Here is a 21,279-nt window from a genome sequence, read left to right as displayed (position 1 = left end):
GCACCACCGCAGCCCCCGCCGCAACCGGCAGAACGACCGCCGACAGGCGCTGAAAACGGGCGGGATTCGCAAATCGATGCATGGCGGGCACGGGCTCTGATCCAGGTGGGGACGTCATAGGCACGCTGCGCGGAGCTTGGCCAGTCAGGGATAATCCCTACCGGCGCTGCATCCGCCACGGCAGGGAGGGTCGGCGCAGGCCAGGTCCAATCTAAAGAACTAGTCCATATAGGGGGTTTCCCGGACTGGTCGGCTCTCCCTTCGCCTGTCATTCCTGCCTTGGCCGAAATTTTCAGCAATTCCGAACATGAGCCGTCCCAGCCTCTCCGCCCCACCCGCGATTCCCATCGGAACGGCCGGATCGGCCCTCCCGTCGGGGCCGACGCGCCGCCGCGAGCTCGCGATCTTCGCGGTGCTGGCCTTCGTCCTGGTGCCGGTCGCCTCGGTCGCCGTCGTCGGCGGCTACGGCTTCATGGTCTGGATGTACCAGCTCTGGGCCGGACCTCCCGGCCCGGGCCTGTGAGGGCCGGAGCATGAGGACGCTTCCCCGGACCGAAGGCCGGGCCGCCGAGCTGCACGTGGCGAGCCTCGTCGCACGCGCCGCGCCGGGCTCCATGGACGCGGCCTGCCGCGCGATCGCAGGAGTGTGCGGCGCGGAGGTCCACGCCGCCGAGGACGGGCGCATCGTCGTCACCCTGGAGGCCGGGAGCGAGCAGGAAGTCGCCCAGGCCATGGACGCGATCACCGTCCTGCCGGGCGTTGTCTCCGCCCTGCTCGTCTACCACCACGCCGAACCGCTCGACTCCCTCGAGGATCCGATCCCATGAACCTTCCCCTCAGCCGCCGCGACTATCTCAAGGCCCAGGCGGCCGCCACGGCGGCGCTCGCCGCAGGTCTGACGCTCCCGGCCTCGGCCACGCCGCTGCCGACCGGCGACGCCGCGCGGCTCACCTGGTCCAAGGCGCCCTGTCGCTTCTGCGGCACCGGCTGCAGCGTGATGGTCGGCGTGAAGGACGGGCGGGTCGTAGCGACCCATGGCGACCAGCAGGCCGAGGTGAACCGCGGCCTGAACTGCGTGAAGGGCTACTTCCTGTCCAAGATCATGTACGGGCAGGACCGCCTGACGACGCCGCTGCTGCGCAAGAAGAACGGCGTCTACGACAAGGATGGCGAGTTCACGCCGGTATCCTGGGACGAGGCCTTCGACGTGATGGCCGGAAAGTTCAAGGATGCCCTGCGCAAGAAGGGACCGACGGGAGTCGGCATGTTCGGGTCCGGCCAGTGGACGGTGTTCGAGGGCTACGCCGCGAGCAAGCTGTTCAAGGCCGGCTTCCGGTCCAACAACATCGACCCCAACGCCCGGCACTGCATGGCCTCGGCGGTCGCCGGGTTCATGCGCACCTTCGGCATCGACGAGCCGATGGGCTGCTACGACGACATGGAGCATGCCGACGCCTTCGTGCTCTGGGGCTCGAACATGGCCGAGATGCACCCGATCCTGTGGACCCGGGTGACCGACCGCCGCCTCTCGGCGCCGCACGTGAAGGTCGCCGTGCTCTCGACCTTCGAGCACCGCAGCTTCGATCTCGCCGATATCGGCATGACGTTCCGGCCGGGCACCGATCTCGCGATCCTGAACTACATCGCCAACCACATCATCCGGACGGGGCGCGTCCACAAGGACTTCGTCGCGCGGCACACCACCTTCGTGAAGGGACAGGACGACATCGGCTATGGCCTGCGGCCCGAGCACGCCCTGGAGAAGGCCGCCAAGGGCGTCGCCAAGGCGGGCGACGCGGAGCCGATCTCCTTCGAGGAGTTCGCCCGCTTCGTCGAGCCCTACACGCTGGAGAAGGTGTCCGAGCTCAGCGGCGTTCCCGCGAGCCGGCTGCAGGCGCTGGCCGAGCTCTATGCCGACCCCAAGACCAAGGTGATGTCCTTCTGGACGATGGGCTTCAACCAGCACGTCCGCGGCACCTGGGCCAACAACCTCGTCTACAACATCCACCTCCTGACCGGGAAGATCAGCGAGCCCGGCAACAGCCCGTTCTCGCTGACCGGCCAGCCCAGCGCCTGCGGCACCGCGCGCGAGGTCGGCACCTTCTCGCACCGGCTGCCCGCCGACATGGTGGTCACCAACCCGGAGCACCGTGCCCATGCCGAGCACATCTGGCAGCTCCCGCCGGGCACCATCCCCGACAAGCCGGGGTCCTGGGCGGTCAAGCAGGACCGCGACCTCCGGGACGGCAAGATCAACGCCTACTGGATCCAGGTGAACAACAACCTCCAGGCCGCGCCGAACGTGGCCCAGGAAACCTATCCCGGCTATCGCAACCCCGAGAATTTCATCGTCGTTTCCGACGCCTACCCGACCGTCACCACCATGGCGGCGGACCTGATCCTTCCGGCCGCCATGTGGGTCGAGAAGGAGGGCGTGTACGGCAATGCGGAGCGCCGGACCCAGGCCTGGCACCAGCTCGTCGACGCCCCCGGCGAGGCGCGCTCGGATCTCTGGCAGCTCGTCGAGTTCTCCAAGCGATTCAAGATCGAGGACGTCTGGCCCGAGGATCTGCTGGCCAAGGCGCCCCAGCACCGGGGCAAGACGCTCTACGACGTGCTCTTCGCCAACGGGGTGGTCGACCGTTTCCCGGTGGCCGAGTGCGACGCGGCCTACGCCAATGCAGAGGCGAAGGCCTTCGGCTTCTACCTGCAGAAAGGCTTGTTCGAGGAGTACGCCGCGTTCGGGCGCGGGCACGGCCATGACCTCGCGCCTTACGATACCTACCACCGCGTGCGCGGCCTGCGCTGGCCCGTGGTGGACGGCAAGGAGACGAAGTGGCGCTTCCGCGAGGGCCACGACCCCTACGTTCCGGCGGGCGAGGGTGTCCGTTTCTACGGACACAAGGACGGCAAGGCCCGGATCTTCGCGCTGCCGTACGAGCCGCCGGCCGAGAGCCCGGATGCCGAGTACCCGTTCTGGCTCAGCACCGGCCGCGTGCTCGAGCACTGGCACTCGGGCTCCATGACCATGCGCGTGCCCGAGCTCTACAAGTCGATGCCCCAGGCCCTGTGCTTCATGCATCCCGACGACGCGAAGGCGCTCGGACTGCGCCGCGGTTCCGAGGTGCGGGTCGCCTCGCGCCGTGGCGAGGTCCGGGTGCGGGTCGAGACCCGCGGACGCAACAAGCCGCCGCGCGGCCTCGTCTACGTCCCCTGGTTCGACGCCGACGTCCTGATCAACAAGGTCACGCTCGACGCGACCTGCCCCGTCAGCAAGCAGGCGGACTTCAAGAAGTGCGCCGTGAAGATCATCCCGGTCTGAGGCGTTCCAGAATGCGCAGAATCCTCCTCCTGGCCCTTGCCGCGGCGCTGCCCTGCCTGGCGATGGCCGCCGACCGCCCGGCCTATACCGGCGCTCCCGTTCCCGAGGTCCAGCCCGCCGCCCCGATCGCCAAGGAGACCACCGACGACAAGCGGCGCTCGCGGAACTACCCGGACCAGCCGCCGGTGATCCCCCATGCGATCCGCGACTACCAGCTGGACCTGAACGCCAACAAGTGCCTGACCTGCCATGGGCGCGAGAACACCGAAGCCAGTCAGGCGCCGATGATCTCGATCACCCATTTCCAGGACCGCGAGGGGCAGACCCTCGGCGCGGTGTCGCCGCGGCGCTACTTCTGCACCCAGTGTCACGTGCCCCAGTCCGACGCGCGGCCGCGCATCGACAACCTGTTCCAGGACGTCGACCGGACCATTCGCAACGCCCAGCCGACGGAACAGCGGAAATGACCGTTCTCGCGACGCCGCTCCGCTGGCTGCGCGCCGGCTGGACCACCTTCAAGCGGCCCTCGGCGCATCTGGGGATCGGCTTCCTGACGCTCGGCGGCTTTCTCGCGGGCGTGATCTGGTGGGGCGGCTTCAACACGGCGCTGGAGGCGACCAACCGCGAAGCCTTCTGCATCGGCTGCCACGAGATGAGGGAGAACGTCTACGCCGAGCTGCAAAGCACCATTCACTTCACGAACCGGTCGGGCGTCCGGGCGACCTGTCCGGACTGCCACGTTCCCCACAACTGGACCGACAAGATCGCGCGCAAGATGCAGGCTTCCAAGGAGGTCTGGGGCAAGATCTTCGGCACCATCGACACGCCGGAGAAGTTCGCGGCGCACAGGCTGACGCTCGCCAGCAACGAGTGGGCCCGCATGAAGGCGAACAACTCGCTGGAGTGCCGCAACTGCCACTCCGTCGAATCCATGGACATCACGAAGCAGGGTGCGCGCGCAGCGGCTGCGCACCAGACCTTCCTCTTCACCGGGCAGAACACCTGCATCGACTGCCACAAGGGCATCGCGCACCGACTGCCCGACATGAAGGACGTGCCGGCCTGGAACAAGCCTCCTCAATCGGCTGCCCGGCCCGACGGCGCAGGCGCAGCCGCCCCGCACTGACGAAGGTGCGGGGGAGAGAACCGGAGGACGGCGCCTGCTCCTCCGCGGCCGGCCGTCAGGCCCGGAGCCCAAGCATCCCGCGCGCCTCGGCCGGGGTGGCCGGGCGGGCGCCGTGGGCAGCGCAGAGCTCGGCCGCCACCTGGACCAGCTCGGCGTTGCTGCGCGCCAGCCGCTCCTTGGTGATGCGGATATTGTCCTCGAGCCCGGTGCGCACGCCGTCGCCGCCGCGCTCCAGCACCCAGCGCATCACCTCGTTCTGGTGGCGGCCGATGCCCGCGGCGGTCCAGGTCGCCTTGGGCAGCACGCGCCGGAGCTCGTCCAGCAGGATGTCCAGCAGGCGCTCCTCGGCCGGCATGGCATTCTTCACACCCATCACGAACTGCACATGGGGCCGCTCGCTCATCAGGCCGGCCTCGACGAGCCTTTTGGCGCCGTGAATATGCGAGAGATCGAAGATCTCGATCTCCGGGGCGATCCCGTTCTCCTTCATCTTGGAGGCGAGATCCGTCACCAGCGCGGGCGCGTTCTCGTAGACGATCGTCGGGAAGTTCACCGATCCCGTCGAGAGCGAGGCCATGTCGGGCTTCAGATACAGCGCGCTGCCGCGCGCCGCCTGGTCGCGGCCGCGCCCGCCGGTGGAGAACTGGACGATCATGCCGGGGCAGTGTCTGCGCACACCCTCCTGCACCTGGGCGAACAGCTCAGGCGAGGAGGAAGGGCTCTCGTCCGGGTTCCGGACGTGGATGTGGACCAGCGAGGCGCCGGCCTCGTAGGCCTCGTGGGTGGATTCGACCTGCTCGGACGGCGTGACCGGGAGGGCGGGATTGTCCTTCTTGCGCGGAACCGACCCCGTGATCGCGACTGTGACGACGACCGGTCTCATGGCTGTTGCTCCCTTGCTGAATGGAGGGCGCCCACCTCGGCGTCACGCCCTCCCGGCCTGCAGACGGCGTGTCCAGTCCGCCAGCGAGACCAGGAGCTGCCGGACGAACTCCCGGGTCGTCTCGTCCGCGAGGTTCAGGTCCACGTCGAACTTGGATTGCGCCTGGCCGATCATGACCTCCGGCTTGTTGACCGGAAAGGCGTTCAGATAGACCAGCATCTGGCGCAGGTGGTACTGGGCGCGGGCGGTGCCGAATATGCCGCCGCTCGCGCCCATGATCGCGACCGGCTTTCCTTCGAAGGGCTGGTTCGGCGGGCGCGAGGCCCAGTCGATCGCGTTCTTGAGAACGCCCGTGATCGAGTAGTTGTATTCCGGCGTCACGAACAGGATCGCGTCGGCGCCGGCGATCTGGCCGCGCAGACGCTCGACCGGCGGCGGATAGCCCTCGGCGCGCAGATCATCGTTGTAGAGCGGCAGGTCGCCGATCTCGGCGATGTCGATGCTCATCCCCTCTGGGGCAAGGTCCCGGGCAGCGCGCAACGCGGCCGTGTTGAAGGACCCCTTCCTGAGGCTGCCGGATATGCCGATCACCTTCATCGCGTTCCTGTCTCCATCGTCATCGGTCCCGCACCGTGCCCTCGCGTCTTCCCGGCGGCGGCCGTTCGTCGCGATTCCCAACGGTCCCAACAGCGCGTGGCACCATAGGATCCGGCGTGGGATCCGGAGGGCCGGAACAGGTGTCCGTCAACGGGAACGCGTCCGTGACGGCGCGCCAGGGAAAGCTGCCCCATCTTCGATGGAATGCTATGTTTCTCCCGTCCTCGTGCGGATCGACCTGAATGAACCTGATTTCGCGGCTCCTGGTCCTGGTCTGCATCGCCATCGCGCCCGCCGTCGCGATCCAGGCCTACAACGTGCTGAAGCTGCGCAAGGACCTGGAAGCCGAGGTCCACCGCAACACCGCGCAGTTCGCCGCGGACGCGGCTGCCGAGATCGACACCGTCGTCCACTCCACGCGCCTGCTTTTGGGCTCCATCGCGGCATCGCCGGCCGTCGTCCAGGGGAATGCGGAGGAATGCACCGCCCATGTGGCCGCGATCGAGCGGCGTTTCCCGGAATACACCCGTATCGGCGTGGTCGACGCAGACGGGAACGTGACCTGCTATTCCCAGGCGCGTCACCTGAAGGTGGATCTCGAGTCGCGGGCCTATCTGCGCGAGGCGCTGCAGCGGGACACTTTCACGGTGGGGCTGCTCACCCGCGGGGCCGCGAGCGGACGCCACAGCCTCCCCATGGCGCTGCCGGTTCAGGGCGGGCAGGGGAGGCCGCGGCTGGTCTTCGCGGCGCTCGACCTCGGCTGGCTCAGCGAAAGGCTGGCGGGACGCTCGATCCCCGACGGAGGATCGATCACCGTCGCGGACCGCGCGGGCACGATCATCGCGCGCAATCCCATGCCGGAACGCTTCATCGGCACACGGATCCCAGATGCCTATCTCCATCTCCTGGAGGCGGCGGAGCCGGGAACTGTGGAGGTCCAGAGCCAGGACGGGACATCCCGCCTGCTCGGCTACGTGCCGCCGGCGCGCAATGGGTCCGGCCTCTACGTCAGCGCAGGCCTGTCCACGCGCGCCGCCTTCTCCGCCATAGATGCGGCCAGCCGCAGCGGCCTGCTGCTGGTCGCCTTCGGATCGGCCGTGGCGCTCGCGGCGGCGCTCGTGGGCGGCTACGCCTTCATCCGACGCCCCGTGAACGGGCTGCTGGCGACCACCCGGCGGTGGCGTGACGGCGATCTGGCCGCTCGCGTCCCGACGAGCGGCCTCGGGGGCGAGATCGACCATCTCGCCCACGCCTTCAACGAGATGGCCGATGCCGTGCGACGTCGCGACGAGGCGCTGCGGGCGAACGAGCGGCGGCTGCTCCAGCGCGAGCGCGACTTCTCGGACCTGCTCGTCGCCAGCAGCCCGGACGGGATCCTCGGCTACGATCCATCCTTCCGCGTCACGACCTGGAGCCCCGCCGCCGAGCGCATGATCGGCCTGCCGCAGGAGGCGGTGGTCGGCCGCAGCTTCTTCGCCCTGTTCCCCTCGGCCCGCGGCACCGCGCTTGAGGCGGCGATGCGCGCCGCCCTGGCCGGAGAATCGCGCGAGATCCCCGGCATGCCCTACCCGGCGGAGACCGGGCGGCAGGGCAGCATCGAGATGCAGCATTTCCCCTTGCGCGACAACTCGGGGACGGTGGTCGGCGGCATCGCCTTCATCCGCGACGCAACCGAACGCGAAAGGCTGGAGAGCCGCCTGCGCGAAGCGCAGAAGCTCGAGGCCGTGGGACGTCTGACGGGCGGCATCGCGCACGACTTCAACAACCTGCTCCAGGCCCTGTCGGGCTGCCTGCGGCTGGTGCGGCGCAAATCCTCCGAGCCGGCGCTGGAGCCGCTCGTCGAGACGGGGCTGCAGACGGTGGAGCGCGGCGCGAAGCTGACGCAGCAGCTTCTCGCCTTCGCCCGGCGGCAGGATCTCAGGCCCGAGGCCGTGGACCTGCGCAAGCGCATCCTCGGCATGTCGGACCTGCTGGCCCGTGCCCTGCGTGAGGACATCAGGCTGGAGATCGATGCCGAGGAAGGGCTCTGGCCCGTGGACATCGACGCGACGCAGTTCGAGCTCGCGATCCTCAACCTGGCCGTCAATGCGCGCGACGCCATGCCGCGCGGCGGCGAGCTTCGGATCCGGGCTCGCAACGTCACGGGCTCCGAGATCCGGACGGAGTTCGCGGGAGTCGAGCCCGCGGGCCACTTCGTGCGCATCTCCGTCTCGGACAGCGGCGAAGGCATGCCGCCCGAGGTCCTGGCGCGCGCCTTCGAACCTTTCTTCACCACCAAGGACGTCGGCCGCGGCTCCGGGCTTGGGCTCAGCCAGGTCTACGGCTTCGTGCGGCAGTCCGGGGGGCAGATCCGGATCGCTTCGCGGCCGGGCGACGGAACGGACGTTCTTCTGATGCTGCCGCGCTCGGGCGGGCAGCCCGTCGCGGCCGAGGCGGTCGAAAGGCCAGAGCAGGTCGCATCCGGCGCACGGATCCTGCTGGTCGAGGACGACCCGGCCGTAGCCGCCATGCTGGCGGAGGGGCTGGCCGATCTCGGCTACGAGGTCAGCCAGGCTCCGGGGCCGAAGGAAGCGCTGGCGTTGCTCTCCGGCACGGGCCGGATCGACCTTCTGCTGTCGGACATCGTGATGCCCGGCGGGATGAACGGCGTCGAGCTTGCCCGGACGGCGCGGCGGATCCGGCCCGGGATCCGCGTGCTGCTAGCCACGGGCTACAGCGAGGGGATCGCCGTCGGCGGCGAGTTCAGGATCATCCCCAAGCCGTTCCGGATCGAAGCCCTGCAGGATGCGATCGAGCGGGAGCTGCAGCCCGCGCCGGCCGCGGATGCCCGGGCCGACTGACGGCCGGCGCGCTGTCCCGGCGCAGTGCACATGACGCGGATTTCACGGGCGCCATGGCGCGGACCCTGCCATGATCCTCCGGGAATCACAGCAGCTTCCAAGGGCGTTGGTCATGGGTTCTTTCAGCTTGATGCACTGGTTGGTCGTCCTGCTCGTCGTCGTCCTGCTCTTCGGTGCGGGGCGGCTGCCGCAGGCGCTGGGCGACGTGGCCCGCGGCGTGAAGGCCTTCAAGCGCGGCATGCGCGAGGAGGACGAGAAGCCCGCGTCCATCGAGCCGCCGCCGGCAACTGCCGAGAAGGCCTGACGGACGACGCGGCGCTGCGGGACCGCCGGCGCAAGGCTGCCGGCTCCCGACGCGCGCGTTCCTGACCACGTGCCCCCTGATCACGTGTCCTGATCGCGAGCCATGAGGATCCTGCTCGTCGAGGATGACGCCCAGGCGGCGGCCTATCTGGTCACGGGCCTGACCGAGAGCGGGCATACGGTCGTGCATGCCGACAATGGGCGCGACGGGCTGGCCTGCGCCTCGGCCGAACCCTTCGACGTGCTGGTGGTCGACCGCATGCTGCCGGAGCGCGACGGCTTGTCCCTGATCGGAGCGCTGCGCGCGGCCGGAAACGGGACTCCGGCCCTGATCCTGAGCGCGCTCGGCAGCGTGGACGATCGGGTGAAGGGGCTCCGGGCCGGTGGCGACGACTACCTGACGAAGCCCTATGCCTTCGCCGAGCTGCTCGCGCGCATCGAGGTGCTGGGGCGGCGCGGCACCGCGCCCGCCGTCGCGACGCGACTCGAGGTCGGCGAGCTGGAGATGGACCTGCTGACCCGCACCGTCCGGCGCGCCGGACGGCCCATCGACCTGCTGCCCCGCGAATACCGCCTGCTCGAATACCTCATGCGCCATGCCGGCAGCGCGGTCACCCGCACCATGCTGCTGGAGAACGTCTGGGACTATCACTTCGACCCCCAGACAAACGTGATCGACGTCCACATCGCACGGCTGCGCCAGAAGATCGACCGCGACTTCCCGACGGCCGTGATCCACACGGTACGTGGCGTCGGATACTGCCTCCGTGCTTGACGCTCGCCTGTTCCGCACGACGACCTTCCGCGTCGCGCTGGTCTATCTGACCCTGTTCCTGGTCTCGGTGGCGACGATCCTGGTCGTGGTCTACGGCATGACAGCGACCCTGCTGCAGAACCAGGCCGACGAGACGATCGCGGTGGAGCTGGACGGGCTGCGCGAGCACTACGCCGAGCGCGGGCTTCAGGGCCTCGGCCAGGTGATCCAGGAACGCGCGGCGGCGCCGCGCACCCGCAGCGTCTACCTGCTGGCCGATGGCCGGGGCGCCATCCTGGCCGGCAACCTGGCGGCGTGGCCCCGCGCCGCCAAGGCGCTCGACGACTGGGTCTCCTTCGACGTGGCCAACCCAGAGGCGGAGACCGCGGTCCAGTCAGCCCGGGCGGCGGCGGTCGCCCTGCCGGACGGCGCGCGCCTGCTGGTTGGCCGCGACATGGGCGAGCGCGACCGGTTCCTGGACCGCGTCATCGATGCCCTCGTCTGGGCTCTCGGCCTGACCCTGGGCCTGGGAGTCGCGGGAGCGGTGGTGATCAGCCGGAACTTCATGCACCGGATCGAGGCGATCAACCGCACGACGCGCCAGATCATGACGGGCGAGCTGCACCGCCGCATCCCCGCCGAGGGGGGTGACGACGAGCTGACGCGGCTGGCCGGAAACCTGAATGGCATGCTGGACCAGATCGAGCGGCTGATGACCGGCATGCGCCATGTCAGCGACGGCATCGCCCACGATCTGCGCACCCCGCTGACCCGCCTGCGCGCGCGGCTGGAGCTCGCCCTGATCGGGTCCGAGGACCTGGAATCCGCGCGGGCGGCCATGCAGGACGCCCTGGCCGAGGCCGACCGGCTGCTCGGTACCTTCCAGGCCCTGCTGAGCATCGCCGAGGCCGAGGCGGGCTACCGGCACGCGGCCTTCGCGCCGGTCGCGCTGGCCGAGATCGCGCGCAGCGCCATCGACCTCTACGAGCCGCTGGCCGAGGAGAAGGGGATCGTCATCAGCGCCGCGCTGCGGCCCGAGATCCGGATCGAAGGGCACGAGCAGCTCCTGGCCCAGGCCGCGGTGAACCTGATCGACAACGCCGTGAAGTACACGCCGGCCGGCGGCCGCATCGCGGTCGAGGTCGGGCTGTCGGAGGCCGGCGAGCCCGAGCTCGGCGTCTGTGACAGCGGGCCCGGCATTCCGGGGGCCGAGCGCGCCCGCGTGCTCGAGCGCTTCGTCCGGCTCGAGGGCAGCCGCAGCACCCCGGGCAACGGCCTGGGCCTCAGCCTGGTGGACGCCGTGGCCCGCCTGCACCGCGCCCGGCTCGTGATGGACGACAACGATCCCGGCCTGCGCATTGCCCTGCGCTTTCCGTCGCTTCGGGCCTGACGCCCGGACGCGGCCTAGCCTTCAGGGTGAGATTGCCGGGGTGGCGGGGCCGCCGATCTTCATGCCATCGGGCTTGCGCAGGAGGACGGGAGCATGACCGGGCGCGCTTGGATCTTGCGGTCATTCGCCGGCGCTGTGATGGCGCTGGCGGCGGTGACGGCCGGGGCTGCGGGCGAGCCATCCGCAGCCGAGGCCTCGGACGACCCAGCGGCGCTCGTGCGCCTCCTGGGGCAGCCCGGCCACGTGGCCTTGATGCGCCATGCCCTGGCGCCCGGGACGGGCGACCCGCCGGGCTTCGATCCCAACGACTGCGCGACCCAGCGGAACCTCTCGGAGGACGGAAGGCGTCAGGCGCGCGAGGCCGGGGAAAGGCTGCGCAGCCTCGGACTCGCGCAGGCCCGGGTCCTCAGCAGCGCACGGTGCCGCGCCGCCGAGACCGGCGCGCTGCTGGGCTATGGGGCCGTCGAGCATGCGCCCGTGCTGGACTCCGGCTTCGGCAGCCGCAGCACGCAGGACGAGCGGCGCGCCGGCACCATCGCGCTGATGCGGAGTCTCGCTGGCAAGGGCGGCGCGATCCTACTCAGCCATCAGGTCAACATCACCGCGGTCACCGGAATATATCCGACCTCTGGCGAGCTGGTGGTGCTTCGGGTTCCCAAGGACGGAGACCCCGTGGTCGCCGGCAGGCTGGTCCCGGCCGCCGCAGAATAGGCTTCCGGCCGGCCTTGCCCTTGCGGGCACTTTGAGGCGGGGCCATGTCCTTTCGGTTCCGTCACGCGTCGCGATCCCCGGAAGGAGGCCCGATCCCATGCCGAGAATCCGATCCGAGCGCCCGTTCCTCTACGCTGCCGCCGTCCTCGCGCCCCTTTGGGCCCTGGCCGCGCCTGCCTGGGCGCATCATGGCTGGGGCGGCTATGACAGCAGCCGCCTCGTCGTCCTGGAAGGAACGCTGGAGGAGGTGGCCTTCCAGAACCCGCACGCGTCGGCGCGCATGCCGGCCGAGGGGCAGACCTGGCTGCTGGTGCTGGCGCCACCCTCGCGCATGACGACGCGTGGGCTGCCCGATGGCGCGCTGGCCCCGGGCAAGGTCGTCCGGGCGGAGGGCTATGTCAGCCGCTCCGATCCTGCCGAGCTGCGCGCCGAGCGGATCATCGTGGACGGGCGGACCGTCGAGCTGCGCTGATGGATGGGCACGGAGGCGCCGCGCCCGCTTGGCTCCTCGCGCTCGAGCAGTCCGGGATCGGCGAGGCGATGCGCCAGTCGCTCTGGCTCTATCCCGCGGCCAACATCCTGCACGTGCTAGCCGCGGGGGTCGTGATCGGGGCGATCCTCGCCTTCGATCTGCGGCTGCTCGGCCTGGGCTCCAGGGTTCCAGTCGCCCCGCTGGCCGGCCTGCTGCCACCCCTGGCGGCCTGCGGCATCGCGGTGGCGCTGCCGACGGGCTTCCTGATGTTCACCGCCGACGCCAGGGCGGTCGCGGAGAACCCGGTCTTTCCCTATAAGCTCGGCCTGATCGCGTTGGGGCTCGTTAACGTCGCGATCCTTCATGCCGGTGCCCTGCGCGGCATCGCAGGCTGGGGCGCGGGCGTTCCCGCGGCTGCACGCGTCGCGGCGGCGGTCTCGCTCCTGGCCTGGACCGGCACAGCCACGGCCGGGCGCCTGATCGCCTATTTCTGAGGGTCTTTCCGGCAGCCTGCCGGGCCGCGCCGGCGCGCCCGGGATGCCGGCATGGGGGTTGGTCGCGGCTCCGAAAGGGGTAGCCGTACCGCTTTATCGCAAAAAAGCTACACACATTCGCAGGGTCCGTGCGTTCTAGTCGCTGATGGCGATGCGACGCCCAAAGCAACGACAAGGGAACGAACGGACCATGACCAACCGGATCTTCGCGGCCGGTATGCTCGCGCTGGCGCTTCTCGGCACGGCGGCCTGCGACAACCTCAACCGCATGGAGCAGCGCGCTCTCAGCGGCGGCGCCATCGGCGCCGCGGGCGGCGCCGCCCTTGGGGTTGTCACCGGCGGCAGCCTGGTCACAGGCGCGCTGGTGGGCGGTGCCGGCGGCGCCGCGATCGGCGCCCTGACGACGCCGGGCAACGGCAAGAAGAAGTAGGGGAACCGCTGCGGAGCCGCGCGGTTGTCCTTTCGACGAACGGAGGGACATCATGGCCGAGGACGGCTCCAGCAGCGCCGGCGGGACCGGCGGCGAGAAGATCGAGGGCCCGGCCCGGGACAAGGCGGTGACGCCTGCCGAGGGACGGGACGGCCCGGATGCGCAGGTCCCTTCGGGCCCGCCTCCTGAAGGCGGGGCGGACCCGCGGGACATCGCCGAGGGCGAGGCGACCGGCGGCGGCTACGGCTGAGCGCCGCGCCTCCGCCGGGGTCTCCCCCGGGCCCGGAGGACCGGCCGGGACCTAGAACGCGTCCTCGGGAAAGGCCAGGATGGTGCGGTAGCCCTCGGTCACCGGCGCCAGCAGCCCCGGCGCCTCCACGAGGACCTGCTCGGCAAAGAAGCGCGCCGTCACCAGCTTGGCATCCAGGAATCCATGGTCGGCATCAGGACGGCGCAGCCCGTCCTGGGCGGCCAGGGCACCGCGCGCCAGCAGCCACCCGCCGGCCACGATGCCGAACAGGCGCAGGTAGGGCGCGGCGCCGGCCGCCGCCGCCGCGGGCTCCGTCCGGCCCATGGGGGCCAGGCGCCGGGTCGCCGTCTCCAGCGTGTCGATGCCCGCCGCCAGCGCGCGGGCGATCGTCTCCAGGTCGTCGCCCGGTCGCTCCTTCAGTGCATCCACGGTCTCGCGCATCTCGGCGATGAGCGCCCCGGCTGCCGCGCCACCATCGCGCGCGAGCTTGCGGAAGACCAGGTCGTTGGCCTGGATGCCGTTGGTCCCCTCGTAGATCGGCGCGATGCGGGCGTCGCGGTAGTGCTGGGCGGCGCCCGCCTCCTCGACGAAGCCCACGCCGCCATGGATCTGCACGCCGGTCGAGGCGACCTCGACCCCCGTATCCGTGCACCAGGCCTTCACGACTGGCGTCAGCAGGTCGACCCGCGCCTGCACCAGGGCGCGCGCCTGCGGGTCCTCCAGGGCCTTGGCGAGGTCCAGATGGACGAAGGCGTAGTAGGCGAGGGCCCGGCACGCCTCGGTCCGCGCGCGCATGGACAGCAGCATGCGGCGCACGTCGGGGTGGCGCAGGATCGGGACCGCGGCGCCGCGAGGATCGGCGACGTCCTTGCTCTGGATCCGGGTGCGGGCGTAGTCCCGGGCCTGCTGGTAGGCGCGCTCGGCGATCGCCACGCCCTGGAGCCCCACGCCGAGCCGGGCATTGTTCATCATGGTGAACATGTATTCGAGGCCGCGGTTGGGCTCGCCCACCAGCGTTCCCACCGCGCCGCCCCCGTCGCCGTACACCATCACGCAGGTCGGGCTCGCATGGATGCCGAGCTTGTGCTCGAGGCCGGCGCAGCGGAGATCGTTGCGCGGCCCAAGCGATCCGTCGGGGTTGACGAGGTATTTCGGCACCACGAAGAGCGAGATGCCGCGGGTGCCCGCGGGCGCGTCCGGCAGGCGGGCGAGAACCAGATGGACGATGTTCTCCGTCAGGTCGTGCTCGCCGAAGGTGATGAAGATCTTCTGCCCGGTGATCCTGTAGGTGCCGTCGCCCGCGGGCTCGGCCCGGGCGCGCACCTGGCTGAGGTCCGATCCCGCCTGGGGCTCGGTCAGGTTCATGGTGCCGGTCCACTCGCCGGAGACCATGCGGGGCAGGTACGTCGCCTTGACCGCGTCGCTGCCATGGGCCGCCAGCGCCTCGATCGCGCCCTGGGTCAGCAAGGGGCACAGCGAGAAGGACAGGTTCGATGCCTGCCACATCTCGTGCAGCACCATGGCGAGGGTCGAGGGCAGGCCCTGGCCGCCGTATTCGGGGTCGAACTGGACTGCGTTCCAGCCGCCCTCGACGAAGCGGCCATAGGCCTCGACGAAGCCTTCCGGCATGCGGACGACCCCGTTCTCGAGGCGCGGCGGAGCCCGGTCGCCCACGGTGTTCAGCGGCGCGAAGACGTCGCGCGCCAGCTTTCCGCCCTCGTCCAGGACGGCGGCGACCAGGTCCGGGGTCGCCGCCGCATAGGGCGGAAGCTCCGCCACCCGGCCGAAGCCCGCCACGTGGTCGAGCACGAAGCTGATCTCCCGGATGGGGGCGGCATAGGGCGTCATGGGATCCTCCGCTCCTTATGGCCTGCGGCCTTATACTTGGTGAAAGGCTAATTTCCGTTTACGTAAAGGTCAAGTAAGCCGAACCCTGTCCTGCTTGGGGGCTCATTCGCCCGTGCGGATCGTCGGCTCGGTCAGCACCGGGAAGTTCAGCGAGTTCGCGATGAAGCACCTGGCATGGGCCGTGGCGTGCAGGGCCTCGGCCTTGGCCGCGTCGCCACCCGGCAGGATGGTGATCTCGGGCCGCAGGACGATGCGCGCGAAATGCCCGCCGCCATCCGCCGTCTCGACCATTACACCCTCGGCCCGGTCGGCATAGGAGGTGACCACGATCCCCGCGGCGGCGCACAGGTGCAGGTACCAGAGCTTGTGGCAGGCCGATACCGAGGCGACCAGCAGCTCCTCCGGGTTCCAGCGCGCCGGGTCGCCGCGGAAGGCTGGGTCGGAGGAGCCCGGGATCACGGGCTTCGTCGGGCTGGCGTCGGGCACGGCGATCTCGTGCGCGCGCTCGTAAGCCTTATAGCCCGCCGTTCCGGACCCCGTGTTCCCCGTCCATGTCACGGCGACGGTGTAGCGATGTTCCCGGCCTGCCATGCTTCTTCCTCCGCTTTCGGTGTCCGCGCTGCGGACCATAGAACGGCGCCGCAGGTCCGTCACCGCGGGACGCGTGGCGGCGTCACTTCGCGAAAAACAGCACCGACATGGCGAGCCCGACCGCGACGATCCCCATGCGCAGCGCGTCCGGCGGAATGCGCCGCGCCGCCCGCGCGCCCCAGTAGCCCCCCAGCGTCGCGGCGATAGCCATGATCGCGGCTTCCTGCCAGGCAACGATGCCCGCCACCGCGAAGGTCGCGGCGGAGATCACGGCGAGCACGGCCGAGAGCACGACCTTCAGCCCGTTCATGCGGTTCAGGTCGGTCAGGCCGAGCAGGCTGAACGCCGCCAGCAGCAGGATTCCGAGCCCTCCATTGAAATAGCCCCCATAGACCGACACGGCCGTCACCGTCGCAAGTACGGCCACCTTTCCCGCGGGCCTTCCGCCCCTGCTGCGCAGCCAGCGGGTCATGCGCGGGCCGAATGCGAAGAGCACCGTCGCCACCAGCAGCAGCCACGGCACGATCCCGCTGAACACCGCCGCCGGCGTCACCAGCAGCAGCAGCGCGCCGGCCACGCCGCCGGCCAGCGAGGCGGCCATCAGCCCCGGCAGGCCGACGCCCTGGACCGGTCCCACGTCGCGGCGGAAGGCATAGGCGCTGCTGACATAGCCCGGCAGAACCGAGACCGTGCTCGTCGCATTGGCGGCGATCGGCGGTACTCCCAGGAAGACCAGAGCCGGGAAGGTCAGGAAGGTTCCGCCACCCGCCAGGGCGTTCAGGGCGCCCGCCATGAAGGCCGCGACGGCCAGCAACAGGATCGACAGCAATTTCCCCCGGGCTCCCTAGGCACATTGTTGGTGGACCAAGCTGTAGACGCGCCGCCCATTGGTCTGCAAATTGGTCCGGTCCCGCGCCGCGACAGGAGCACGACCCATGTCCCGCATGCCCCGGGCGCAAGCGCTGGAACGCCTGCGCCGCCATCTCGCCGCGGCCGGCACGGAGCCCCCCGGGCGCCTGCCGCCCGAGCGTCTTCTTGCGCCGCAGATCGGGTGCAGCCGCGCGACGTTGCGCGCCTGTCTCGCGGATCTCGAGGCCGAGGGGCTGCTGTGGCGCCATGTCGGGCAGGGGACGTTCCTCGGGCGTCCGCCACCAGCGGCGTCCTTGCGCAGTCCCCTGACGGTGGAGGCTGCATCGCCCCATGACCTGATCGCGGCGCGGCTGCTGATCGAGCCGCAGATCGCTGCGGCCGCGGCCTGCGCCGCCGATGCCGAGCAGGTTGCGTTCCTTTACGCCCGGGTGCGCGCGGGGCGCGTCGCCCGCGACACCCAGGCCTGCGAGCAGGCCGATGCCGCCTTCCATGCCGCCGTGGGACGGGCCAGCGGGAATCCCGTGCTGGTCGGCTTCATGGGATTCCTCGCCGGCGCACGCAGCCGCGCGGCCTGGCAGCGTGCCTGGGGCAGCACGTATCGCCGCATCGGCGAGGACGAGTTCCGCGGCGAGCACAGCGACCAGCACGAGGCCGTGGTCGACGCGATCTCCGCCCGCGATCCCGATGGTGCCCGAGCAGCGATGGCCGCCCATCTCGAGGTGATTCGCCGCGCCATGCTGGGCTGAGCGCCGGCGTGTTTGTCCCCAGCGCTTCGGGTCGGCAGTATGGGTGCCCCGGCCCTCGGGCCCATGCCTGCGCGATCGACGATGCTCCAGCAAGACAGCGACACCTCCCGTGCCAAGCTCGCCGCCCTCTACGCCTTCTGGAAATCTCGGCGCGGCGACCGGTGGCTGCCGCCGTGGTCAAGCTTCCATCCCGAGGAGTTCAAGTCCTGGATGCCCAACCTCCTGGTGGTCGGCGTCGAGGGGCCCGGCCTCTACCGTCTTCGCCTGGTGGGGACCAGGGTGGTCGAGTACGACGGCGCGGATCACACGGGCCGCATGCTGCACGAGGTCGTGAAGGAGCCCACGCGGCCGGTCGTCCTGCGGCAGTTCGACGATTGCGTGCATGGCGCGCGCCCCATGGCGTTCCGCTACAGAACCTCGGACTTCAGCCGCACTCCCGCGGCGATCGACAAGATTTTCCTTCCGGTCACCGACGCTGCCGGAGGGGTCTGCAGGGTCCTGGTCTGCTTCTACCTGGATTTCCGGGCACAGGAGAGCCGGCGGCGCCCGACGATCCAGGACTACGAGCACGAGGGCACGACGGTGGCCTACGACCCCGAGATGCTCCTGACGCCGGGCGGGCTGGGCGCCTGAGCTGGCGGACCCGTGACGCGGCGTTCGTCGCGATCCCGATTACGCTGGTCCAGCAGCCGCATGATGGGCGTGACGGTCGTGCCGTGCAGGATGATCGAAGTCAGCATGATGAAACTCGCGACTGCCCACAGCGTCGTGGCCTCCGCAGCCCAATTCGCCTCGTTCAGCGCATAGGCGAGATAGTAGATGGATCCGACGCCCCGGATCCCGAAGAAGCCCACTACCAGCGTCTCGGCCCGGTGCCAGCCGAGCCCCCTGAAGGCCAGGAGAGTCGCCGCCGGGCGCACGAAGAAGAGGAAGACGAGCCCGACCGCCGCCGCCTCCCAGGTCAGCGGGGCCATCAGCCCGTGGGCGATCGCCCCGCCGAAAAGCAGCAGGACGACCATCATGAAGAGGCGCTCGATCTGCTCCGCAAAGTCGTGCAGCCGTTCGTGATAGCTGTGACCGCGCTCCGCCTCCCGGAACGCGAGCGCGGTCATGAACACGGCCAGGAAGCCGTAGCCGTGGACCAGTTCCGTCACGCCATAGGAGATGAAGGTCATGGCGAGCGCCAGGAAGCCGTCGCCGGTGCGCGACAGCTTCGCCCGGTTCGGCAGCCGGAACGTCAGGTATCCGAGCGCGCGCCCCACAAGCCAGCCGACGGCAAGGCCGGCAGCCAGCTTCCATGCCACGTCCAACGCGATCCAGTGCCAGATCCAGCCCCACGTGTCGCCGGTGCCCTCTATTGTGCGGTCGGCCGGCATTGCCACCCCTGTGTGCAGGGCGACCGCCAGGGCCAGGTTGGTGAAGGGAAACGCCAACCCATCGTTCAGCCCGGCCTCCGAGGTCAGGCTGAACCGAACCTCGTCCTCCTCCCCTGAAAGCGGCGGGCCGACCTGGACGTCGGATGCCAGGACCGGATCCGTGGGCGCGAGCGCCGCGCCGAGCAGGATCGCGGCGCCCAGCGACAGCCCCATGAAGCCCCAGCCCAGCAGCACCACCCCGGCGATGCAGAGCGGCATCACGATGCCCAGCAGTCGCCATGTGGCGCGCCAGGATTTCCATGCGAACGGACGGTCGAGCTTCAGGCCGCAGCCCATCAGCGCCACGATGACCAGCATCTCCGTCATCCGCTCGGTCAGCTCCGGGTAGCGCAGGGGATGCGGGGAATCCGCGGGCAGCACATAGGTGAAGACCAGCCAGCCGATCGCCACGCAGACGATCGGAAGGGACAGCGGCATCTCGCGGAGCAGCATCGGAAGCCAGGCCACGAGCAGGATCAGCAGGCCGGCCGAGACGAGAACGAGAATGTAGGAATCCATTGGCCCCGACGGGCTACGGGCGTGTCTGCTGTGAACAGCCCTGCGGCCCGGCCGTTGCCGCGCTTCCGCGAGCTCGGCCGCCGCGGGGTAAGATGCTAGCGGCGCATCCGGCGGCTGGCGCATTGATCCCCGAAAACCGTATGATATAACATTTCTTGTAATCGCGTCAGCGTAAGGAAGCCCCGTCATGCTCCGTGCCGCACTGGCAGCCCTGGTCCTGTATCTCCCGTCGACCCTTTCGCCTGCCGCCGCGGCCGCCGGGGACGAGGTCGTCGACATCGTCGCCCCGTTCGAGATCGTCGACGTCGACCCGTCCATCACGGGTGACCTCTTCCTGAGGATGAACGTAGCCGAGACGCTCGTCGGCACGGATCTCGATGGGCGGCCGGCGCCCGCCCTGGCCTCGGATTGGACCCTGTCGGCCGATGCGAGGGTCTGGCGCTTCAGGCTCCGGCAGGGCGTCACCTTCCACGACGGCTCGCCCCTGACCGCTGAGGCCGCGGTCGGCGCGCTCCGCCATGCCATGGGCAAGCCGGGCATCCTCGGCAGGGCGCCGATCACGGAAATCGCGGCCGACGGGGACGGTGTCCTCGTCCGGCTGTCCGAGCCGTTCTCGCCGCTTCCGGCATTCCTTGCGCAGTACACGACGGTGATCCTGGCGCCGGCGTCGTACGACGCCGGCGGGCGGGTCCAGCGCGTCCTCGGGACGGGACCCTACCGGGTCGCTTCGCTGCAGGCCCCGCAGCGGCTGGAGGTCGAGCGCTTCGACGGTTACTGGGGTGAGCGGCCTGCGATCCGCGCCGCGGCCTATCTCGCGGTCGGCCGCAGCGAGACCCGTGCCCTCATGGCCGAGAGCGGCGATGCCGACTTCGTCTTCAACCTGGATCCCGCCAGCCGGATTCGGCTGGGCAGGAGCCCCAAGCTCTCCGTCCAGTCCGTGCCGATCCCCCGGACCATCCTGCTGAAGGTGAATGCGGGGGATGACCTCCTTCGCGACCCGCGCGTGCGCCAGGCGCTGAGCCTTGCCATCGACCGCGAGGGGATCGCGGCTACGATCCTGCGATTCCCGGCGGCCGCCACCCAGCTCTTCCCGCCCAGCGTCGCCGCCTGGCATCATCCCGGGCTCGCGCCGCTTGGCCATGACGCGGGCAAGGCCAGGGCCCTGCTGGCCGAGGCGGGCTGGGCGGCGGGGGCCGACGGCATCCTGGCCAAGGACGGCCGGCGGTTCTCCCTGACGCTCGTGACCTACCCGGACCGGCCCGAGCTGCCCCTGGTCGCCGCCGTGCTTCAGGAGCAGTTCCGCGAGGTCGGCATCGAGGTCGCGGTCAACTCCACGAGCTCGAGCGAGATCCCGGCCAGGCACCAGGACGGCACGCTGCAGATGGGGTTGGCGGCGCGCAACTTCGCGCTGGTGCCGGATCCCATCGGGACGGTGCTGCAGGACTATCCGCCCCGGGGCGGCGACTGGGGCTCGATGAACTGGTCCGATCCGGACTTCCACAAGGCGATCTCGGACCTTATCGCCCTCTCCGACGATGCTCAGGCCCGGCCCCTGCGGGAGAAGGCCGTCGCGATCCTGCAGGCCGAGCTTCCGGTGATTCCCATCGCCTGGTACCAGCAGACGGCCGCCGTTTCCAGGCGGTTGCTGAACGTCCGCCTGGATCCGTTCGAGCGGGATTTCGGCCTCGCCGGAATGCGGTGGGCCCCGTGAGCAGAAT

At 70.1% G+C, this 21,279-nt stretch carries 23 protein-coding genes; 17 read left to right on the top strand and 6 right to left on the bottom strand.

Features of this window, described 5'->3' with window-relative positions:
- Positions 1 to 307: 307 nt before the first annotated feature.
- From napE to JUB13_RS18955, 5 genes are read left to right on the top strand one after another with little or no spacing between them, the layout of a single operon-like run.
- The gene (napE, locus tag JUB13_RS18975) at positions 308 to 523 is read left to right on the top strand and encodes a periplasmic nitrate reductase, NapE protein (protein WP_207481712.1); all 216 of its coding nucleotides are present in this window, start codon (positions 308 to 310) and stop codon (positions 521 to 523) included.
- A 10-nt stretch (positions 524 to 533) separates the two neighbouring features.
- Positions 534 to 827: a chaperone NapD gene (locus tag JUB13_RS18970; RefSeq protein WP_207481710.1), complete on the top strand. Its 294-nt coding sequence runs from the start codon at positions 534 to 536 to the stop codon at positions 825 to 827.
- Positions 824 to 3,322, top strand: a complete 2,499-nt coding sequence (napA, locus tag JUB13_RS18965; protein WP_207481708.1) for a periplasmic nitrate reductase subunit alpha — start codon at positions 824 to 826, stop codon at positions 3,320 to 3,322. Before JUB13_RS18970 ends, napA begins: the two co-directional genes overlap by 4 nt.
- Positions 3,323 to 3,333: 11 nt before the next feature.
- Positions 3,334 to 3,789 (top strand): nitrate reductase cytochrome c-type subunit, encoded by a 456-nt coding sequence (locus JUB13_RS18960; RefSeq protein ID WP_207481706.1) that lies wholly within the window; start codon positions 3,334 to 3,336, stop codon positions 3,787 to 3,789.
- The gene (locus JUB13_RS18955) at positions 3,786 to 4,448 is read left to right on the top strand and encodes a NapC/NirT family cytochrome c (protein WP_207481705.1); all 663 of its coding nucleotides are present in this window, start codon (positions 3,786 to 3,788) and stop codon (positions 4,446 to 4,448) included. The genes JUB13_RS18960 and JUB13_RS18955 overlap by 4 nt, the downstream gene beginning before the upstream one ends.
- Before the next feature lie 55 nt (positions 4,449 to 4,503).
- Here the strand turns inward: JUB13_RS18955 and JUB13_RS18950 are convergent, their stop codons facing one another.
- Both JUB13_RS18950 and JUB13_RS18945 read right to left on the bottom strand, forming a co-directional pair.
- Positions 4,504 to 5,331, bottom strand: coding sequence for a BKACE family enzyme (locus tag JUB13_RS18950; RefSeq protein ID WP_207481704.1), 828 nt, complete (start codon positions 5,329 to 5,331; stop codon positions 4,504 to 4,506).
- Between the two features lie 42 nt (positions 5,332 to 5,373).
- Positions 5,374 to 5,928 (bottom strand): NADPH-dependent FMN reductase, encoded by a 555-nt coding sequence (locus JUB13_RS18945; RefSeq protein ID WP_207481703.1) that lies wholly within the window; start codon positions 5,926 to 5,928, stop codon positions 5,374 to 5,376.
- Between the two features lie 242 nt (positions 5,929 to 6,170).
- Between JUB13_RS18945 and JUB13_RS18940 the strand changes: the two genes are divergently transcribed.
- From JUB13_RS18940 to JUB13_RS18900, 9 genes are all read left to right on the top strand, one after another.
- Positions 6,171 to 8,768: a PAS domain-containing protein gene (locus JUB13_RS18940; protein ID WP_207481702.1), complete on the top strand. Its 2,598-nt coding sequence runs from the start codon at positions 6,171 to 6,173 to the stop codon at positions 8,766 to 8,768.
- 112 nt (positions 8,769 to 8,880) lie between these two features.
- Entirely contained in the window at positions 8,881 to 9,072 is a 192-nt protein-coding gene (locus JUB13_RS18935; RefSeq protein WP_207481701.1) for a twin-arginine translocase TatA/TatE family subunit, read from the top strand.
- Positions 9,073 to 9,174: 102 nt separating this feature from the next.
- On the top strand, positions 9,175 to 9,846 hold the full coding sequence (locus JUB13_RS18930) for a response regulator transcription factor (RefSeq protein WP_207481700.1): 672 nt from the start codon (positions 9,175 to 9,177) through the stop codon (positions 9,844 to 9,846).
- Positions 9,839 to 11,215 (top strand): sensor histidine kinase, encoded by a 1,377-nt coding sequence (locus JUB13_RS18925; RefSeq protein WP_328702967.1) that lies wholly within the window; start codon positions 9,839 to 9,841, stop codon positions 11,213 to 11,215. Before JUB13_RS18930 ends, JUB13_RS18925 begins: the two co-directional genes overlap by 8 nt.
- A 93-nt stretch (positions 11,216 to 11,308) precedes the next feature.
- Positions 11,309 to 11,926, top strand: a complete 618-nt coding sequence (locus tag JUB13_RS18920; RefSeq protein ID WP_236025060.1) for a histidine phosphatase family protein — start codon at positions 11,309 to 11,311, stop codon at positions 11,924 to 11,926.
- Positions 11,927 to 12,023: 97 nt separating this feature from the next.
- A complete protein-coding gene (locus JUB13_RS18915) occupies positions 12,024 to 12,398 on the top strand; it encodes a DUF6152 family protein (RefSeq protein ID WP_236025059.1) in 375 nt (124 codons plus the stop codon).
- Positions 12,398 to 12,892, top strand: a complete 495-nt coding sequence (locus JUB13_RS18910) for a hypothetical protein (protein ID WP_207481696.1) — start codon at positions 12,398 to 12,400, stop codon at positions 12,890 to 12,892. Before JUB13_RS18915 ends, JUB13_RS18910 begins: the two co-directional genes overlap by 1 nt.
- A gap of 190 nt (positions 12,893 to 13,082) precedes the next feature.
- The gene (locus tag JUB13_RS18905) at positions 13,083 to 13,322 is read left to right on the top strand and encodes a hypothetical protein (RefSeq protein WP_236025058.1); all 240 of its coding nucleotides are present in this window, start codon (positions 13,083 to 13,085) and stop codon (positions 13,320 to 13,322) included.
- Between the two features lie 52 nt (positions 13,323 to 13,374).
- A complete protein-coding gene (locus tag JUB13_RS18900; RefSeq protein WP_207481695.1) occupies positions 13,375 to 13,572 on the top strand; it encodes a hypothetical protein in 198 nt (65 codons plus the stop codon).
- A 51-nt stretch (positions 13,573 to 13,623) separates the two neighbouring features.
- On the opposite strand, the gene JUB13_RS18895 is transcribed toward JUB13_RS18900, so the two are convergent.
- From JUB13_RS18895 to JUB13_RS18885, 3 genes are all read right to left on the bottom strand, one after another.
- Positions 13,624 to 15,420: an acyl-CoA dehydrogenase gene (locus JUB13_RS18895; RefSeq protein WP_207481694.1), complete on the bottom strand. Its 1,797-nt coding sequence runs from the start codon at positions 15,418 to 15,420 to the stop codon at positions 13,624 to 13,626.
- Between the two features lie 102 nt (positions 15,421 to 15,522).
- Positions 15,523 to 16,011, bottom strand: coding sequence for an OsmC family protein (locus tag JUB13_RS18890; RefSeq protein WP_207481693.1), 489 nt, complete (start codon positions 16,009 to 16,011; stop codon positions 15,523 to 15,525).
- 82 nt (positions 16,012 to 16,093) lie between these two features.
- Positions 16,094 to 16,840: a sulfite exporter TauE/SafE family protein gene (locus JUB13_RS18885; RefSeq protein WP_328702966.1), complete on the bottom strand. Its 747-nt coding sequence runs from the start codon at positions 16,838 to 16,840 to the stop codon at positions 16,094 to 16,096.
- Between the two features lie 106 nt (positions 16,841 to 16,946).
- Here JUB13_RS18885 and JUB13_RS18880 point away from each other — a divergent pair, with 106 nt between their 5' ends.
- Together JUB13_RS18880 and JUB13_RS18875 are read left to right on the top strand one after the other, a co-directional pair.
- Positions 16,947 to 17,627 carry a FadR/GntR family transcriptional regulator gene (locus tag JUB13_RS18880; RefSeq protein ID WP_207481692.1) on the top strand — a complete coding sequence of 227 codons (681 nt, stop codon included), beginning with the start codon at positions 16,947 to 16,949 and terminating at the stop codon, positions 17,625 to 17,627.
- Positions 17,628 to 17,708: 81 nt separating this feature from the next.
- Entirely contained in the window at positions 17,709 to 18,260 is a 552-nt protein-coding gene (locus JUB13_RS18875) for a PAS domain-containing protein (protein ID WP_207481691.1), read from the top strand.
- Here the strand turns inward: JUB13_RS18875 and JUB13_RS18870 are convergent.
- Positions 18,215 to 19,561 carry a cation:proton antiporter gene (locus JUB13_RS18870; protein ID WP_207481690.1) on the bottom strand — a complete coding sequence of 449 codons (1,347 nt, stop codon included), beginning with the start codon at positions 19,559 to 19,561 and terminating at the stop codon, positions 18,215 to 18,217. The two genes, JUB13_RS18875 and JUB13_RS18870, sit on opposite strands and share 46 nt — an antisense overlap.
- 187 nt (positions 19,562 to 19,748) lie before the next feature.
- Between JUB13_RS18870 and JUB13_RS18865 the strand changes: the two genes are divergently transcribed.
- A complete protein-coding gene (locus JUB13_RS18865; protein ID WP_207481688.1) occupies positions 19,749 to 21,272 on the top strand; it encodes an ABC transporter substrate-binding protein in 1,524 nt (507 codons plus the stop codon).
- Positions 21,273 to 21,279: the final 7 nt, after the last annotated feature.

The sequence above is a fragment of the Arenibaculum pallidiluteum genome, from assembly GCF_017355985.1.
GTDB lineage: Bacteria > Pseudomonadota > Alphaproteobacteria > Azospirillales > Azospirillaceae > Arenibaculum > Arenibaculum pallidiluteum.
Note: the sequence above shows the minus strand (reverse complement) of the source record. Positions and strands in the feature narration are given on the sequence as shown.